The 15,733-nt window shown below is 39.7% G+C and carries 19 protein-coding genes and 1 riboswitch; of the genes, 4 read left to right on the forward strand and 15 right to left on the reverse strand.

The features are described 5' to 3' along the window. Nucleotides 1-3 precede the first annotated feature (3 nt). A complete protein-coding gene (locus tag A33I_RS08310) occupies nucleotides 4-1,320 on the reverse strand; it encodes an FAD-dependent oxidoreductase (RefSeq protein WP_022628009.1) in 1,317 nt (438 codons plus the stop codon). Nucleotides 1,321-1,585: 265 nt separating this feature from the next. On the opposite strand from A33I_RS08310, the gene A33I_RS08315 reads away from it, so the two are divergent. Then, nucleotides 1,586-2,203, forward strand: coding sequence for a lytic transglycosylase domain-containing protein (locus A33I_RS08315; RefSeq protein WP_022628010.1), 618 nt, complete (start codon nucleotides 1,586-1,588; stop codon nucleotides 2,201-2,203). 48 nt (nucleotides 2,204-2,251) lie between these two features. Here A33I_RS08315 and A33I_RS08320 read toward each other — a convergent pair whose 3' ends face one another. Then, entirely contained in the window at nucleotides 2,252-2,974 is a 723-nt protein-coding gene (locus tag A33I_RS08320; protein ID WP_022628011.1) for a YusW family protein, read from the reverse strand. 117 nt (nucleotides 2,975-3,091) lie between these two features. Between A33I_RS08320 and A33I_RS08325 the strand changes: the two genes are divergently transcribed. Next, nucleotides 3,092-3,604: an MntP/YtaF family protein gene (locus tag A33I_RS08325; RefSeq protein WP_022628012.1), complete on the forward strand. Its 513-nt coding sequence runs from the start codon at nucleotides 3,092-3,094 to the stop codon at nucleotides 3,602-3,604. A gap of 47 nt (nucleotides 3,605-3,651) precedes the next feature. Here A33I_RS08325 and A33I_RS08330 read toward each other — a convergent pair whose 3' ends face one another. The 6 genes from A33I_RS08330 to queC form a co-directional block, all read right to left on the reverse strand. Further along, on the reverse strand, nucleotides 3,652-4,824 hold the full coding sequence (locus A33I_RS08330) for an MFS transporter (RefSeq protein ID WP_022628013.1): 1,173 nt from the start codon (nucleotides 4,822-4,824) through the stop codon (nucleotides 3,652-3,654). A gap of 175 nt (nucleotides 4,825-4,999) precedes the next feature. Further along, nucleotides 5,000-5,377 (reverse strand): PH domain-containing protein, encoded by a 378-nt coding sequence (locus A33I_RS08335; protein ID WP_012959200.1) that lies wholly within the window; start codon nucleotides 5,375-5,377, stop codon nucleotides 5,000-5,002. Nucleotides 5,378-5,451: 74 nt separating this feature from the next. Next, on the reverse strand, nucleotides 5,452-5,949 hold the full coding sequence (gene queF, locus A33I_RS08340) for a preQ(1) synthase (protein WP_022628014.1): 498 nt from the start codon (nucleotides 5,947-5,949) through the stop codon (nucleotides 5,452-5,454). A gap of 13 nt (nucleotides 5,950-5,962) precedes the next feature. Continuing rightward, nucleotides 5,963-6,673 carry a 7-carboxy-7-deazaguanine synthase QueE gene (gene queE, locus A33I_RS08345; RefSeq protein ID WP_022628015.1) on the reverse strand — a complete coding sequence of 237 codons (711 nt, stop codon included), beginning with the start codon at nucleotides 6,671-6,673 and terminating at the stop codon, nucleotides 5,963-5,965. Further along, a complete protein-coding gene (gene queD, locus A33I_RS08350; RefSeq protein ID WP_022628016.1) occupies nucleotides 6,670-7,095 on the reverse strand; it encodes a 6-carboxytetrahydropterin synthase QueD in 426 nt (141 codons plus the stop codon). Before queD ends, queE begins: the two co-directional genes overlap by 4 nt. Then, a complete protein-coding gene (queC, locus tag A33I_RS08355; RefSeq protein ID WP_012959204.1) occupies nucleotides 7,092-7,760 on the reverse strand; it encodes a 7-cyano-7-deazaguanine synthase QueC in 669 nt (222 codons plus the stop codon). The genes queD and queC overlap by 4 nt, the downstream gene beginning before the upstream one ends. 193 nt (nucleotides 7,761-7,953) lie before the next feature. Next, nucleotides 7,954-7,997: riboswitch (PreQ1 riboswitch) on the reverse strand. Between the two features lie 177 nt (nucleotides 7,998-8,174). Here queC and A33I_RS08360 point away from each other — a divergent pair. Continuing rightward, complete coding sequence (locus A33I_RS08360; protein WP_022628017.1) at nucleotides 8,175-9,407, forward strand: aminopeptidase; 1,233 nt, start codon at nucleotides 8,175-8,177, stop codon at nucleotides 9,405-9,407. 190 nt (nucleotides 9,408-9,597) lie between these two features. Here A33I_RS08360 and A33I_RS08365 read toward each other — a convergent pair whose 3' ends face one another. From A33I_RS08365 to A33I_RS08380, 4 genes are all read right to left on the reverse strand, one after another. Next, nucleotides 9,598-10,068 carry a DUF948 domain-containing protein gene (locus A33I_RS08365; protein WP_022628018.1) on the reverse strand — a complete coding sequence of 157 codons (471 nt, stop codon included), beginning with the start codon at nucleotides 10,066-10,068 and terminating at the stop codon, nucleotides 9,598-9,600. 29 nt (nucleotides 10,069-10,097) lie between these two features. After that, nucleotides 10,098-10,445, reverse strand: coding sequence for a DUF5665 domain-containing protein (locus A33I_RS08370; protein WP_022628019.1), 348 nt, complete (start codon nucleotides 10,443-10,445; stop codon nucleotides 10,098-10,100). Between the two features lie 118 nt (nucleotides 10,446-10,563). Beyond that, nucleotides 10,564-11,460 (reverse strand): cation diffusion facilitator family transporter, encoded by an 897-nt coding sequence (locus tag A33I_RS08375; RefSeq protein ID WP_022628020.1) that lies wholly within the window; start codon nucleotides 11,458-11,460, stop codon nucleotides 10,564-10,566. 70 nt (nucleotides 11,461-11,530) lie between these two features. Then, nucleotides 11,531-12,115 carry a TetR/AcrR family transcriptional regulator gene (locus tag A33I_RS08380; protein ID WP_022628021.1) on the reverse strand — a complete coding sequence of 195 codons (585 nt, stop codon included), beginning with the start codon at nucleotides 12,113-12,115 and terminating at the stop codon, nucleotides 11,531-11,533. Between the two features lie 161 nt (nucleotides 12,116-12,276). Between A33I_RS08380 and A33I_RS08385 the strand changes: the two genes are divergently transcribed. Continuing rightward, nucleotides 12,277-12,516: a hypothetical protein gene (locus tag A33I_RS08385; RefSeq protein ID WP_022628022.1), complete on the forward strand. Its 240-nt coding sequence runs from the start codon at nucleotides 12,277-12,279 to the stop codon at nucleotides 12,514-12,516. Nucleotides 12,517-12,543: 27 nt separating this feature from the next. Here the strand turns inward: A33I_RS08385 and A33I_RS08390 are convergent, their stop codons facing one another. From A33I_RS08390 to uvsE, 3 genes are all read right to left on the reverse strand, one after another. Next, nucleotides 12,544-13,713, reverse strand: coding sequence for an alpha/beta hydrolase (locus tag A33I_RS08390; RefSeq protein ID WP_022628023.1), 1,170 nt, complete (start codon nucleotides 13,711-13,713; stop codon nucleotides 12,544-12,546). Nucleotides 13,714-13,884: 171 nt separating this feature from the next. Continuing rightward, nucleotides 13,885-14,415 (reverse strand): peptide-methionine (S)-S-oxide reductase MsrA, encoded by a 531-nt coding sequence (gene msrA, locus A33I_RS08395; protein ID WP_022628024.1) that lies wholly within the window; start codon nucleotides 14,413-14,415, stop codon nucleotides 13,885-13,887. A 70-nt stretch (nucleotides 14,416-14,485) separates the two neighbouring features. Beyond that, entirely contained in the window at nucleotides 14,486-15,364 is an 879-nt protein-coding gene (uvsE, locus tag A33I_RS08400; protein ID WP_022628025.1) for a UV DNA damage repair endonuclease UvsE, read from the reverse strand. Nucleotides 15,365-15,733: the final 369 nt, after the last annotated feature.

Here is a 15,733-nt window from a genome sequence, read left to right on the forward strand (position 1 = left end):
TCTTCACCTCTTCTTTTTATATCTCCAGGGAAAATCATCTTTTTTATTGAACATATGTTTATTTAGCACTTTCTCTGATAACTCTCTTTTCCCAAAGCCAAATGCTGATAAACCATCTGTAAGCCCAAACTTCCACAATCCAATTCCAGCAATATTCATCATTTGTTTATCATGAAGACGCTTGTTGAGAGCTAGCCGTTTGATTGCTAACACTCGCAGCTTTTGTGGAATATGTCCGCGCAAATTATAGATCAGTGCAGATTGATGCGAGAGCCATGACAAATACTCCACTCTCTCACCACGAACGTCTTCGAACCATTTTAATAACTCATAATCTGATGGTCGCCGCACTTCATACATCCAAGAAATAAGATCTCCTAACACATAGGCATCTTGAATCGCTAAATTCATGCCTTCACCAGCCATTGGATGAACGCTGTGTGCTGCATCACCAATAATAACCACATTGCCTTCAGTGTAATGTGTGACAGTGTGCCTGATCGGTACCATCAGTTGAATATCTTTCCAAGATTTTATTTGATTCACATAGCCTTCAAGCTCAGGTTTCAGTTGAATATAAGCTTCATAAAATGCTTCTAACCCTTGTTTTTTCATTTGTTTATATTCATCGCCCCTGATTAATAAAACAGACCGAACTTCCCCGCCTGGGAGCGGAAAAAGCCCAAGAAAACGCTCATGATTGCCAATCATCTCTCCATCGACTAAAGAAGGAGGCGAGGGAAAGGTCACGGTTAGAAACTGGTGGGTGTATGTGGATTGTTTTAACGGTATATCAACAGATTTTCTCACTTTAGAGCCTCTGCCTTCAGCCCCAATAATTATATTTGCCTCAATCACCGACTCCAGGCCTTCTCTTTTTATGACGACTTCATTCGTGCCTTCTTTCCTAAGGAATGCCGCGGGTTGAAGCAGATGAAAATGCGGATAACGATTTGCCTCATTTAAGAGAATTTCTTTTAATGTGTTATGTGGAATCATGGCTGCCGTGTTATTCTCGATCGGCAGTCTTGAATAATCCATCACCACTTCAAGTAGTTGTCGATTCTTCTCATCCACTTCTTTAGTTACGATTTTTTGAAGAGGATTAATTTCTTTATTGATTTGTGTGGAGATCTCAAGCTCTTCAAAGATTGATAAGGTTTTTGGCTGAAGCAGCTCACCTTTATACACATTCCCCATGCCCTGTTGCTTCTCAACTACAGTGACGTCAATTTGATGTTTAGCAAGCTTTAGGGCAAGAGTGAGTCCTGCAACTCCTCCACCTGCAATAAATACCTCTGTCTTTGTCTTTGTCGACATGTTCCAATCACCACCTGTCATTCACCACTTGTATCACCCTTTATTCCCATCCTTATCGTACTTGAAACAAGAACACAGCAAGCTTCAACCTTCTTTGTGAAAAGTTGTCGAAAATTGTTTTCTGGCTGATTGTTTTTGTTTATAATAAATAAAGCTATAAATCTTCGGTTTTATTATTAGATTACAAGTTAATTACATCAGCTCATATTACAGATCCTTAGCAGCTGATACATGATACGATTTTCTTAAAAAAGGATGGCTGCATGTGAAGAAATTCTTTACGTTTTTATTTTTTATGTCATTCATCATTTTAATCATTGGTGTATGGTCCTTTGAGAAGAATGATCAAGTAAGACAGCTTACCTATAAGACGCTGATCGGACAACATCATATTCCAGAAGAATATGTCCCTATTTATCAAGATGCAGCAGATGAATATGATGTCCCGTGGGAACTTTTAGCTTCTGTACATCGAGTGGAAACTATATTTTCTACGATGGATCCCCTTATCAGCCCTGTGGGGGCAGTTGGTCATTTTCAGTTCATGCCTAGAACATGGGTCGGCTGGAGTTACCCCGGAGGAGATCTTGGGCAGATTGAGGATGAAATAGACATTACAGATGTAGCCTTGATTGAAGAACATCGGGGATATGGCGTCGATGCGACTGGAAACGGGATAGCAGATCCTTTTGATATGTATGATGCAGCTTATTCTGCTGCAAGATATTTAGCTGATCACGGCGCAAGTGATGGCGAGTATGAAGAGGCATTATTTGCTTATAATCAAAGTCAAGAGTATGTTAATCAAGTAATGGGCTACTTCAATTCTTACAAACAGCATTACGAGTTAGTATCATTGCCATTTGCCTATGGCAAAAAATAAGCATGGAGCGTTTGCTCCATGCTTATTTTAATCCAGTCACATATGTATTCAGTCGCGCTTATATTTCAATTTGGATTTGTTCTCAAACTCGATTTCTATTTCAACTTTTTTAACGTTTGATGTCTCTACTTCAAGTTTGGCTAACAGCTTCTCTACTACGGCATCAGTTAGTGATTCATTTTCAATATATAACTCAGCAAGTAAAGCTTCCGTATATTGTACAGCATCATTCCCTTTTATTTCGTGCTTACTTTTCCCCTTGCCTTTTTGCTTCATTTTGACTTTAGCTTTAGGTTTATCTTTTTTCACTTCATATTCGATTTCTACCTCTCCGCCATCTTCAAATTCCACATCAAGTTCAAATTCCTTTACACCTAATGCTAAAACGCTCATACTTTCTGCCTCTTCACTTTTTTCATCCGGTGTTTCTACTAAATCTTTAGTTGTTGACGTACTTTCTTGTGGTGATTCCTCTGCTTCAGTGGTTTCAACCTCATGATGTTGAGGTTCTTCCCATTGTTCTAGATCACTTTCTTCAATCACTTGCTGGTCATCAAACTCATCTTGCTCAGCTGATTCACCTTGCTCATCTCCTCTAGCAATCTCGCTTACTGCTACTGCATCCTCTGTTTCAAAAGTAACCTCATCGGAAGTATCTGTATTTACAGAGTCTGACTCAATAGAATCAACAGAATCATTTCCTGCGCCTTGGTTACACCCAGCAAGGACAAATAAAGAGATAAATAAAATGGCTATGTATGAATGCTTCAACTAATTCACCTCATTGTATTGGTTACATATTCCGTAGCCACTTTATCATAGTTTAAAGTCTTATTCTAGAGGCATGAGTCATAAGCTGTCATATACCATGTCCAAGGAGTTGTAAAAATGGGCTTTCTCTTCCTAGTGTTGCTTGCCTTATTAGTCAGTATAGATGGATTTGTGATCGGGTTTATGTTCGGGCTTAAACGAATTAAAATCCCGTTAATCGTTCTAGTTTTTATCTCTATCTTCTCAGCTATTGTCATTTTTCTTTCAATGGGTGTCGGCCGCCTGCTTGGAGAGGTCATCCCATCCTCCATGATTCAAACACTTGCAGCGATTTTAATGATTGGTGTAGGGGTTTATAACCTGTTTAATGAACTTCCTCTATACCGGCAATCGTATTTCGTCATCATCGCATTATTAATCAATGTTGACAGTGTCGGTTATGGTATACAGGCTGGATTTGCAGAGAGACCATTTTGGTTTGCACCGCTCGCAGGAACGATTCTTTTTCTTGCGCTTATATTAGGAATTATAAGAGGGCACGAAACGAAAAATCCATTTATCTTGAAATACATCGCATCGCTTCCCGGCCTCTTGTTTATTTGTTTAGGAGTGATGAAGCTGTTGTTTTAATCGATAAAAAATAGCGGCTGGTAGAATGCAAGCCGCTACTTTGATGTTTAAGATCGTTCCTCTTTTAGATGAGAATGATCTTTGACTCTATACGCAATAAATAAATAAGCAAGTGATACAATAAGCATCGCTGTACCGACAAATTGATAGATAAAACGAATGGAGGATTGGTTTGCCATCATTCCAATCCCGTCTAGTACGATGGGTGAAGCGAATTGACCAAGAAATAAGAGACTCGTTACGAGAGCCATCGCCTGAACAACTTGGATTCTAGGCACCTCTCTTGTTACTCGGTCAAACACGATCGGCATGATGATGCCAAAGCCAAACCCCATACACGCCACACCAGCAGCTAAAAATACGAGATGATTTGAGAAACCAACTAACAGGAAGCCTGCAGCCATTAAAAAGAGCTGGCTCGGGATCACATATGCGTTCAATAATTGGTTTACTTTATTTAACACTATACCGGCAACTAACCCGGTTGCTGTAGCTATGGCAATGATGATTCCTGCCATTTGTGAAGACCCGATACCTTCCTCATGGATAAATAATGCCATGTTCGCAGGGATTGAATAGAAAGCTAGTATTAAAAAGAACAGACCTCCCCCTAAAAGATAGACCTTCTTAGGTAAAGGGGCTAGGGAGGTGCCGATTGGAATCGTTTCAGGACTGCGTTTTGGAAGAAACCATACAACAATTAATGCAACGAGCAAAGCAACCAAATATACACTAAACGTCACACGCCAGCTTATCGCTGCAAGCATCCCTGAAGATAGAAATAAGATAATGCCACCCAGGTTATTAGAAGCACTTACCTGGCCCATCACAGCTGTTCTTTCCCTACCGTCAAAGAAATCAGAAACGAGCGACGTTGAAATTGGCATTAAAAAGCCAACTCCAATCCCTAAGACAGCACGGCAGACAAGCAGCCACTCAATTGAAGCCGCAAGCCCCCCGCCTGCTCCGCCAACCACATAAAAGCTAATCCCAATCAATACAATGGTTTTCTTGGCTATCTTTTTTGTTAAGTAACTCGAAATAAATGTGAACGGAATAATAAATAACGATGGTAAAGTAAGGATGAGTTTAATCGTCGTTTCACTTGAATTTGGAAAAGCCGCTTGAATATCTGCAAGTGCAGGCGAGACGGCAGCGCCAGCCATAACGGTCAGTATCGAAATAGAGAGAATGGCGGCTTTGATAAGATGTTTATTCATTCTTTTCCTTCTTTCTACCATTTAAACTAGCTGTTTCATGCTGTACGATTTAGCACAATGTATGTACGTAATTAACAGCCACTAATCTATTATATAACCTCATAATTGATTTCAGCAGTAAAAACGCTCATTTCGAGTCTTACAAAAAAGAACATCCGCTAAAATTGCGGATGTATTAGTTCATTACGTATGTGGCTATCGCTTTTTGAACATCAAAAATGCTTTTATCTTTTTTAAATTGTTTCTTGATCGGCTCTGCCGTACTTGAGACCCAGATTTTCAGTTCTGCATCAAGATCAAACGTACCTGCCGTCTCTACGCTGAAGTGAGTGATGCTTTTATAAGGAATGGAGTGATACTCAATCTTTTTCCCTGTAACACCTTGTTTATCAACTAAGATCAATCTGGCATTTGTAAAAATAAACAGGTCTCGAATGAGTTTATAGCCTCTCTCGATTTTTTCTCCATCAATGAGAATCACTTCTAACTCTTTCTCTACTTCGGCAAGGTTAATTTCTGATGCATTGCCCATTAAACCGTCAAGTAAGCCCATAATTGATCCCTCCTGCAAATTGTGACTACCCATCCTATTCAATAGATGTATTCAACAAGGTTTGCGCAATTCCTTTAACGGTTATCAATCGTCTCCGGGTATAAGTCATGATTCATTAAACGGTATTCAGCTATTTTCTCATACTTTGTTCCTGGCTTGCCGTAGTTTGTATAAGGGTCAATTGAAATACCGCCGCGCGGAGTAAATTTACCCCAAACTTCAATATAGCGTGGATCCATTAATTCGATTAAATCGTTCATAATAATATTCATGCAGTCTTCATGAAAATCTCCATGATTTCTGAAGCTGAATAAATAAAGCTTTAACGATTTACTTTCTACCATCTTTTCACCAGGAATATAGCTGATATAAATCGTTGCAAAATCTGGCTGCCCTGTCTTAGGACAAAGAGAAGTAAATTCCGGACAATTAAATTTAACAAAATAATCTCTATTTGGATGCTGGTTATCAAACACTTCTAGAATCTTCGGATTGTATTCAAAATCATACGTTGTCCCTTGATTTCCAAGCAGTGTTACACCTTGCAGATCTTCATCTTTACGTCCACCCATATTCAAATCCTCCTTAGACGCCTCGTTTATTTCCCCATACCAACGTATGGAGCTGCGGTAATACTTTAACGTCATTTAATGTTTCTGATGCTACAGCTTGATCAATTAACCACTCATAACGATCTAATAAATGAGAGATTAATGAATCATTTTCAACAGACTCTACTTCATCATTTCCAACTTGAAGATACATCGGAATTTCCGGGTACCTCTCATGGATATGCTTGGCATACTCCAGGTCTCCTTCGTTAAAAACAACAACTTTCAAACTGACATGCTGATCTTTAAGCCGGTCGATATAGTAGTCGAGCTTATCATAGTCTGTTTCCATTTTTGAACTAGGCGGTTTCGGGGAGATCGTTACATCACTAACCTCCATCATCCACTCCTGCCAAAGAGATCCTTGCGTTTCAACCGCAGTTTTAATTCCCAAGCTCTTCAACGATGACACGAGCTTTCCAATTCCTTGATGAATAGCCGGATTCCCCCCAGAAATAGTTACATGAGAAAATCTGTCTCCGCCAATTTCTTTTAATTGCTTAATAATGTCCTCTGCGGTCATTAGATTACTTTTACCGGTACCATCCCATGTAAACGCAGAATCGCACCACGAACAACGGTAATCACAGCCGCCCGTTCTGACAAACATTGTTTTTTGACCGATAACCATCCCCTCACCTTGAATGGTCGGTCCGAAAATCTCCATTACCGGGATCTTTTTCATGCTAGTTCCTCTGGTTTCGGACGATAGACGACATAGCTTGTCGGAGTTTCTCGCACGAGTACTTGAATACATTTCGGCTGATTTGAAAGTGTGTCTAGGTGAGATTGAATCGTTTGCCATATCTGCATAGCAACTACTTCGGTCGTAGGGTCAAGATCTTCATACTCTTTATGATCATTTAATAAGGAGTGATCATACCTTTTATGAACTAACGTTTTAATGTCTTTAAAGTTGATAAGAAAGCCTGTTGAATCAAGCTCATCTCCAGCAATTGTTACATTAATAAAATACGTATGTCCGTGCATGTTTTGGCATGCCCCTGCTGATTCGTTATTAATAAAATGAGCTGCAGCGAGATGCATATCTTTATTTAATTCAAACCGATAAGAATGCGGGACTTGAGGATAGAACTGCTGAATCATGACTCTTCACCCGCCTCAGTCGATGCCAAGTAATCATCTAAGCCTTTTTTACGCAGCACACATGCCGGACATTCCCCGCAGCCATCACCAATGATGCCATTATAGCAAGTAAGTGTTTTCTCTCTGACAAATGAAAGAGCCCCTAGATCATCAGCAAGCTTCCATGTTTGTTCTTTATTTAACCACATCAACGGGGTGTGAATCACAAACTGATCATCCATTGATAAGTTCAAAGTTACATTTAATGATTTCACAAAAATATCTCGGCAGTCTGGATAGCCGCTGAAATCCGTCTCACATACTCCTGTAATAATATGTTTAGCACCGATTTGCTTACCGTAAATCGCTGCAAATGATAAAAATAACAGGTTACGCCCTTCGACAAAAGTAGATGGCAGCTCACCATCATCGCCTGCTTCTACTTCAATATCAGCTCTAGTCAGGGCATTAGGTGACAACTGGTTCAAGAGCCCCATATCTAGCACATGAAAGGAAACACCTAATTCGTCAGCGATTTTTCTTGCACATTCAATCTCTTTGGAGTGCCTTTGCCCATAATCAAACGTCACAGTAGCTACTTCCTTAAATTCTTTCAATGCCCAAAACAGGCACGTTGTACTGTCTTGGCCGCCGCTGAATACAACGACTGCTTTATCTTGTTTCATGACTCTAGTTCCCCCTTCACAGTTGAAGAAGAACGAGCATTCGTTAAACTCCTCGCAGCATTAAACTGCGACTGCTAATAACCGTATGTCTCACAAAGAGAATACGGTCCGTTCTCATGTTCATAAAGTACCCGATTTAGGGTCATTCTATAGATGATGAACGAAAGAAAACGACATCGAATTGATGCTGTTTTCATTTATAGTTTTTTATAGAGGGAGTTTGCGAACCTCTTTCACGTAATCGTGAATCTTCTTTATTCTACTTTTTACTTTTTTGCGTTTACTATCGTACCATAAAAACCAAAATAGTGCTTATTCTTTTAACTTAAGTACCGTTTCTTTCCTTTGAGTCATAATGTTGGTAAAATAGTGAAGAATAAAATAATAATACATAAAAGAAATGAGGATGACTCTATGACAACTTTTCAAGACAATTTAGAGAAGTATGCTGAACTTGCTGTTAAAGTCGGCATTAATATCCAGCCAAATCAAACGTTAATTGTTCGTACACCGCTAACAGCTGTTGATTATGTACGACTTGTCGCAAAAAAAGCGTATGAAGCTGGCGCTAAGCATGTACAAGTCATTTGGGATGATGAACAGATTACAAAGACTAAATATGAGCTAGCTCCTGATGAGGCATTTAACGAGTTCCCTGAATGGCTTGCAAAAGGGTATGAAGAACTTGCGGAGAGCGGTGCAGCTTTCTTAAGCATCACTGGTTCTAACCCTGACCTACTGAAAGAGGCGGATCCTGAGCGTGTATCGAATGCTGCTAAAGCAAGCGGTAAAGCGATGGCAGGGTTCCGCTCATATGTAATGGCTGATAAAATCAGCTGGTCAATTGTAGCTGTACCTTCTGTTGAATGGGCAGAAAAAGTATTTCCAGATGCAGAAGGTGAAGAAGCCGTTCAGAAGCTTTGGGATGCCATCTTTGCAGCTACTCGTATTCACAACGAAGACCCGGTAGCTGATTGGAAATCACATCTTGCTAATTTAGACGAAAAAATGGTCGCGTTAAATGAGAAGCATTATGAAGCGCTTCACTATACTGCTGAAGGAACAGACCTAACGATCGAACTTCCTGAATCGCACCTATGGGTAAGCGGAGGAAGCACAAATAAAGATGGTGTAGATTTTGTTGCCAATATGCCGACTGAAGAAGTGTTTACTTCAGCTAAGAAAACAGGCGTCAATGGTACGGTATCAAGTACAAAGCCGCTTAACTACGGCGGAACGATTATTGATAACTTTTCTCTTACATTTAAAGATGGTAAAGTGGTCGACTTCAAAGCAGAACAAGGGGAAGCAACATTGCAGCGTTTGCTAGACTCTGATGAGGGTGCCCGCTATATTGGTGAAGTGGCTCTTGTCCCTCATAAGTCACCTATTTCTGATACGAATATTTTATTCTACAATACGTTATTTGATGAAAACGCATCAAATCACTTAGCAATCGGCAGTGCTTACGCATTCTGTATTGAAGGCGGAAAAGAGATGTCTAAGGAAGAACTTGAGAAAAACGGTTTAAACACGAGCAATACTCACGTTGATTTTATGATCGGTTCGAGTGATATGAATATTGACGGCATTAAAAAAGACGGAACACGCGAACCAGTCTTCCGCGGTGGAAACTGGGCGTTTTAAATAATACTCTTAAAGAAGCAAGTAGGCTAGGGAATCCAGCTTATTGCTCTTAGAAAACTCAACTTCCTCCATGCCCCGTTGATTAAGCAGAAAGCGAGTGCCTTATAGCGGAAATCAACTAGCATGGTGAGGAGGAAGCTTTTAATTTCTAAATAACAAAAGCTGATGAGATGATCTCATCAGCTTTTTTCTAGATATCTTCTTTAACTGTTACCTTTACCTTAGCCTCAGCGGCTTGTCCTTTTCTTTTCTTATTTGCTTTTCTTAAGTAATACATAAGGGCGACGCCGCGTACAAATCCTTTTAGGTTCTTCTGTCTGCCGACTTCAGCTCCAGTCTTTACTTCATCCATTTTAGCACCGGTATAATCAGCTAATGTTTCAGTCAGATGATGCGTTGCTTGGCCTGCATCTTCTACTACATCAAACAGCGGATCAAGCTTGCTTACTTTATGGTTAACATCCATTAACGTTTCGTTCGCATTGTACAAGACTAATTTTGTTTCACTTGTAATATCATCCAAGCTTTTTTCTGCTTGTGAAATCGTTTTTGCCGTATTATCCAATGTTTCTGTAAGTTTTTTAAGTACCGGGATTAGTAATACGACTAATACTGCAAAACCAATAGCTAAAATTAACACTCCAATTCCTAACCAATCCATATGTATCACCTCGTCATTTAGTTTATCCTTTATGGCTGCTCACGATACTGATCGACCATCTCTAAAAATTCAGCTACCCATTCTCCTACAATAGGAAGTGAGATCATTTGAGTTAAAATGAAAATAAATAACCCAATAAAAACAGCGGTTCCTATTGTCAACCCGACACCTCTAGCAATCCCTGCTAAAAGATTGGTTTTTATCACTTCTTTTTTGTCGGTGAAGTGATAGGCCATATCCTTTAAACGACCATTTGTTGTCATGTCTTCGAGTTTATCTAATAATTTTTCAAAGCGTTCATTTTCATCATGACGCTTTTCATCGGACCGATGCTTAGGAGGCAGCTTTCGTTGTTCCTGTTCTTTGCGTAACCCCATTCGATATCCTCCCCTCTTGCGCTTATTCGTTCAATATTAGGCTTATTAAATACATACCCAGCTATTTCTGCTCATAAACCAAAACTCCCTGCCTAAGTTTAATGGCAGGGAGTTCATCTTAAGCCCATTTACGATCTTGTGTAAATGAAACGGTCAACCACTTGGTATAATGAATATCTTTCATTTTCCGATTAATTTCTTCTCTAATCTCATCATGCTCTCGTACAGTTTGAGCTTTTGAAGATGGGTCCAAAATAAAGTCAATCTCAATATATAACTTTTCCCCTACTTTCGATGTGCGGGTAACTGATTCTACGAAACGATATTTCGTTTCCGTCTCTTCCACTAGTTTTAATATGTGAGTTTGCAAAGGTTGTGCAGGGGACATTTCTAACACTTCTCGAATGTTATCTCTAATCATCACATATGGAAGCTTCAAGCAATATAGGGACACTAAAAGAACCATCAGCGGATCAATATAAACCACATATGCCGAATATTGAGTATATGATACAATTGTTGCCCCTAAGAAACCTACAAGGACAGCCCCACTTAACAATGTATCCATTAACCACTGCTTTTGTTCAGCTTCAATAAATCCTGATTGACTTGTTTTCTTTTTTTGTGACAAGAAATACAAGACAACAGCACAGCCGACGGTTGAAAGAATAGAGTACACGAGCGCATACCCGGGATCTACCGCTCTCCCCCCTGTAAATAGGTCATATCCTGATGATGCGAGTGCCACTATACACAACACTAAAATGATACTGTATTTAACAATAATAATAATCGGCTCAAGCACTTCTTTTCCAAATGGGAAACGTTTTTCATCTTGCTTTTTAATGTATGCTGCACCGAGTAAAGACATCAGAGATAAGACAACACTTATAAAAGAATAAGCCCCGTCAAATAAAATCATCTGTGAGTTGATGATTAAGCCCCAAACTACTCCAATAACAGCAAAAAGCAGCGCACCATATACCGATATCATTAATACGCGTTTTTCACTCATGTTAGCACCTCATTAATCATTTATGACTGAACGTCAGTCATTTTTAGTCCGCAAAAAGCCAATGAATGCATCAGCTTATTGCTCGTTCGATAAAATCATATAATTCTTTTTTGTACAAAGTTAATTCTTCTGCACTCTTTTCTGCATCGGTGAAAAAGTACGTTTCTGCAGATTGTTCAATCAACCCGATAATAAAACTCGCCAAATGAGTGATCGAACGTCCCATTGGAATGCGGCCAGCTTCCATCGCTATGTTTAATTTCGACTCTAGCCATTCATAGTAAGGCCGGTAAATATCTTCCCATCTTTGAAACGAGTGATAATAAGCAATCCCTGAGTAACAAAACTTAATCACTTCTTTATGCTCCTCAGTTACTTGGTAGGTTTGATCAATCAACACTTGCACAATTTGAAAGATCGAATCATCTTTCTTTACTTCTTGTTGAATAGCTTCTAATTGTTCATTTAGAATTCGTTCTGCGATGGCAGGTACAATGGCTCCCTTTGAATCAAAATATAAATAAAATGTTCCTTGAGCCACTCCCGCATTTTTTACAATTTGTGATATAGAAGCTTTCTCAAATCCCTTCTCTTTCATTTGTTCAAATGCAGCATTTAATATAAGTTCATACTTTGTTTCCTTTTTGTTATTCATTAACGCCTCCAAAACCGACTGACTGTCATTCACTTTTATTGTATCTTATTCACTTACTTTTTTCAATAGAACCACTCTTCTACATAAAAAGCAAAAAAGTAATAGGACTCCACCTTCTGACACATAATAAACGATAAGAAAATTGAAGAGGAGGCTTTTTAATGAGTTCACCCTATCTATGCCCAAGCTGTAAAACAAATCGCTCTCGTTTTAATTTGATAGAGCAAGTAGCGACCCCAGTAAAATTAAATCCTCAAGATGGCTCACTCGTTGAACAATACTCAAACGATAAGTTAGACCCTTTTCATACTCCTTACCGCGGACCGGAACTAAAAGTACAATGTGGTACGTGCGGTCTGATTGAAGACGAAAGAATGTTCATTAAGCGTGCTCAAAGGTAAAAAAGGCGAAGCCTATGCTTCGCCTTTTTATTGTGTGAATGGCATCATTGATAGTGCCTGCCTCCCTAAAAGAAAGCTTCCAATGGCATACGCCTCTGCTTCTTCTCGGAACTGATTTGTTTGTTCTACACCCTCGTACACATGCAAGTGATAGGGTTCATATTGAGGAGCTTCCTCAAAAACTTGGTTAAGAAAGGCAGCCGTCTGATTCAGTCCATGATTCCCTCGGTACATGACTTCATAAAAAGAAATAAACCCATGCATTACACCGTTGTATCTTAGAGTTCGAACAGAGACACCATGTTCAGCTAACCGCTTCGCATAAGCTTCTCCTTCATCACGAAGCGGGTCAAACTCAGCCGTAATCACTAAAGCTGGGGGCATTTTATATAAATCATCTGCCTCAAGCGGGGATGTGTAAGGAAGCTTCCACATCTCCTTTTCAGGAGTATACGTATCTCTAGCTCTTAACATAACGTTTCTAGATAATAGATAATACCCGCTGTCATATACTCCCCTTGAGTCAAATTCAACATCTTGAAAGGTCGTTAACGGATAAAGAAGTGCCTGCGCAGCAATATCAGGCCCATTGCGGTCTCTAGCCATCAGCGAAACAACGGTAGCTAAATTCCCGCCCGCACTATCTCCTACAACAGCTACTTTAGAAGGGTCTCCTCCTAAGTTTTCCGCCTCACTAACAGCCCACACAAAGGCATCATAGCTGTCTTCAATTGCTGCAGGAAAAGGATGTTCTGGCGCAACTCTGTAGCCCACCGCAATGACAATACTTTTTGTCCTAGCAGCAAGTGAGCGGACAATATTGTCATGAGTATTAATATCTCCATAGCCTTTCATAAAAGCACCGCCGTGATAATAGAGAATAATCGGATGACCCTCTCCTTTAATCGGACGATACATTCTGGCTGGAATTTCACTTCCGTCTGCAACTGGAATAGAAATGTTTTCTCTAGTAAATGAAGGACTGCCGCCTTGCACAAAAAATTTCGGCGGTTTCATATCTGCAGGAACTAAATTATGATGTACAGCATGCAGCAAAACAGCGGTTTTTGGAGGAACTTTTCCCGCTTCCGTATAAGTCCAAGCGTGAACAGAGAGAACTACAATAAGGGCTAACATATTTATCGTTAAAACGGAGATCAACACTCCATATTTACATTTTTTAAGGATAGATAACACGAGAAGGCACGCCCCCTTTTGTCTGACTTTTTTAATTCTTTTGTTTTATTATATCAGAAAAAGGTCATTTTGTTATATAATTTTATATATTTATTATAGAATTTTACATATTTAAACCACAATTACACATTTTAAAAAAAACCCCCCGCTTTAAAAGCGAGGGTCGTCTCATTATATCTTCCAGTTTGCTTCTATAAATTCATCCCGACCAGATTGCTTGCGATCCTGTTTATATTCTTCTTTATGTGTTTTATAAAACTTTTGATGCTTTTCTTCAGCTAAATAAAATTCCTTTGCAGGGAGTATCTCAGTTACAATGGGTTTATTAAATCTGCCGCTTTCTTCGATTTCTTTTTTTGATTTCAGTGCCAATTCGCGCTGCTTTTCGGTATAGTAAAAAATAGCTGTACGGTATTGAGAACCTCGATCTTGAAACTGCCCTCCGTCATCAGTTGGATCAATTTGCGGCCAGTATAAAGATAGCAGCTTTTCATAAGAAAATTGTTCGGGGTCATATGTAATCTGAACCACTTCATAATGCCCTGATTCACCTGATTTCACTTGTTCATATGTAGGGTGATTAATTTCTCCACCGCTATACCCTGATAATACATCTCCAATTCCTGGTTGTTCGTCAAAAGGCTGTACCATACACCAAAAACATCCCCCAGCAAACATGGCTTTCTCTCTTTTATTTGACATAGCTGCACCTCTCTTTATGTTTTGTTTTAGTAGTATAGCACACAGACGATAACTACAGCCTTATTCATGCTCACTTACCTCTTCCCATAAATTGCAGCAGAGCTTTTTCTTTGGCTTTTGCTTCTAGCATAATGTCCACTTCATACGGTTCAGTAAGAACGATTAACCTCTGAAAGTCTTCCGGTCTGATAAAGTCTGCATGAGCTGGGTCCTTTATGCTTCTCTTACCTGAACTTAAGTGCATTTTTGGAACGAGTGATATATGCTCCCATGTCTGAATGACTTCTTCAATCAGCCTTTCTAGTTCTGGCATAGTGCGCTCAAAGCACAGCTCATGATGAATATCAAAGCAAATGGGTACCCCGCACTCTTTCGATATAGATAATACATCGGCCGTATGAAAGGTCTTATCATCATTTTCTAACCTAAGATACGTACGAACGTTGTCAGATAAGTTATGATAGGCTTTAATAAACGTCTTTTTTGCCTTTTCCTTATCTCCGTATGCACCTCCAGTATGCAAAATCATATCACTTCCTCCGATAAAATGCAGAAAGTCTGCGTGATACTCTAAATCTTTTATCGCATTATGTACGACATGGTCTTTAGGTGAATTTAAGACTGTATATTGTCCAGGATGCATAGAAAGACGAAGATCATGTGCTAGCTTTAATTGATGAATTTCACCTAATTTCTCCCGCAGGTCCGTATCTTCTTGCCATCGCCAAGTCATTTTGGGATGAGTGGCAAAGGGAATCATATCACTGCTTACTCTAAAGAAGTAAATATTTTGTTCAATATTCCATGTAATGACTTTCTTTAACATTTCAACGTTCGATAAGGTTAATTCTTTAATTTTCTCCATACCTTCTTTTTCCATCGTTATAAGCCGGCACGTACGAAATGTAGTAGGTAATGTTAAGTTTTGGCAGGCATATCCCATTTTCATCTAATCACCTTCTCATGTCCTTTTTAGAGACTACTGAAAAAGTAGCTTCTACAGTAGTTGTTGATTTCTGATATAGCACAGGTGGCCCGGGAGCATGCTCATAGCTTTGCCTCTGGTCACGCACATAAGGAAAAATCCCACCTGCCATAATTGTTTATCTCCGCTGCAGACACTCGTTTTCCGCGGGCGGTCCAGAAGCCTCCTCGTCAGCCCTTTACCATAATGCTCATGAGTATACTGAAGAAAGGCCCTCCTGCAGTAGTTGTTGAATTCCGCTACAGGCACTCGCTTTCCGCGGGCGGTCCGGGAGCCTCCTCGGGCTTTCGCCCTGTGGGGTCTCCCCTGGCCACGCACATCCCGCAGGAGTCG

This window comes from Alkalihalophilus marmarensis DSM 21297, from assembly GCF_000474275.2.
GTDB classification, from domain to species: domain Bacteria; phylum Bacillota; class Bacilli; order Bacillales; family Bacillaceae_D; genus Alkalihalophilus; species Alkalihalophilus marmarensis.

Coding starts and splice junctions, on each gene's coding strand:
- A33I_RS08310 (WP_022628009.1), bottom strand. CDS start 1,320: ATGTCGACAAAGACAAAGACAGAGGTATTTATTGCAGGTGGAGGAGTT.
- A33I_RS08325 (WP_022628012.1), top strand. CDS start 3,092: ATGGGCTTTCTCTTCCTAGTGTTGCTTGCCTTATTAGTCAGTATAGAT.
- A33I_RS08330 (WP_022628013.1), bottom strand. CDS start 4,824: ATGAATAAACATCTTATCAAAGCCGCCATTCTCTCTATTTCGATACTG.
- A33I_RS08335 (WP_012959200.1), bottom strand. CDS start 5,377: ATGGGCTTACTTGACGGTTTAATGGGCAATGCATCAGAAATTAACCTT.
- queF (WP_022628014.1), bottom strand. CDS start 5,949: ATGGGTGGACGTAAAGATGAAGATCTGCAAGGTGTAACACTGCTTGGA.
- queE (WP_022628015.1), bottom strand. CDS start 6,673: ATGAAAAAGATCCCGGTAATGGAGATTTTCGGACCGACCATTCAAGGT.
- queD (WP_022628016.1), bottom strand. CDS start 7,095: ATGATTCAGCAGTTCTATCCTCAAGTCCCGCATTCTTATCGGTTTGAA.
- queC (WP_012959204.1), bottom strand. CDS start 7,760: ATGAAACAAGATAAAGCAGTCGTTGTATTCAGCGGCGGCCAAGACAGT.
- A33I_RS08360 (WP_022628017.1), top strand. CDS start 8,175: ATGACAACTTTTCAAGACAATTTAGAGAAGTATGCTGAACTTGCTGTT.
- A33I_RS08365 (WP_022628018.1), bottom strand. CDS start 10,068: ATGGATTGGTTAGGAATTGGAGTGTTAATTTTAGCTATTGGTTTTGCA.
- A33I_RS08370 (WP_022628019.1), bottom strand. CDS start 10,445: ATGGGGTTACGCAAAGAACAGGAACAACGAAAGCTGCCTCCTAAGCAT.
- A33I_RS08375 (WP_022628020.1), bottom strand. CDS start 11,460: ATGAGTGAAAAACGCGTATTAATGATATCGGTATATGGTGCGCTGCTT.
- A33I_RS08380 (WP_022628021.1), bottom strand. CDS start 12,115: ATGAATAACAAAAAGGAAACAAAGTATGAACTTATATTAAATGCTGCA.
- A33I_RS08385 (WP_022628022.1), top strand. CDS start 12,277: ATGAGTTCACCCTATCTATGCCCAAGCTGTAAAACAAATCGCTCTCGT.
- msrA (WP_022628024.1), bottom strand. CDS start 14,415: ATGTCAAATAAAAGAGAGAAAGCCATGTTTGCTGGGGGATGTTTTTGG.
- uvsE (WP_022628025.1), bottom strand. CDS start 15,364: ATGAAAATGGGATATGCCTGCCAAAACTTAACATTACCTACTACATTT.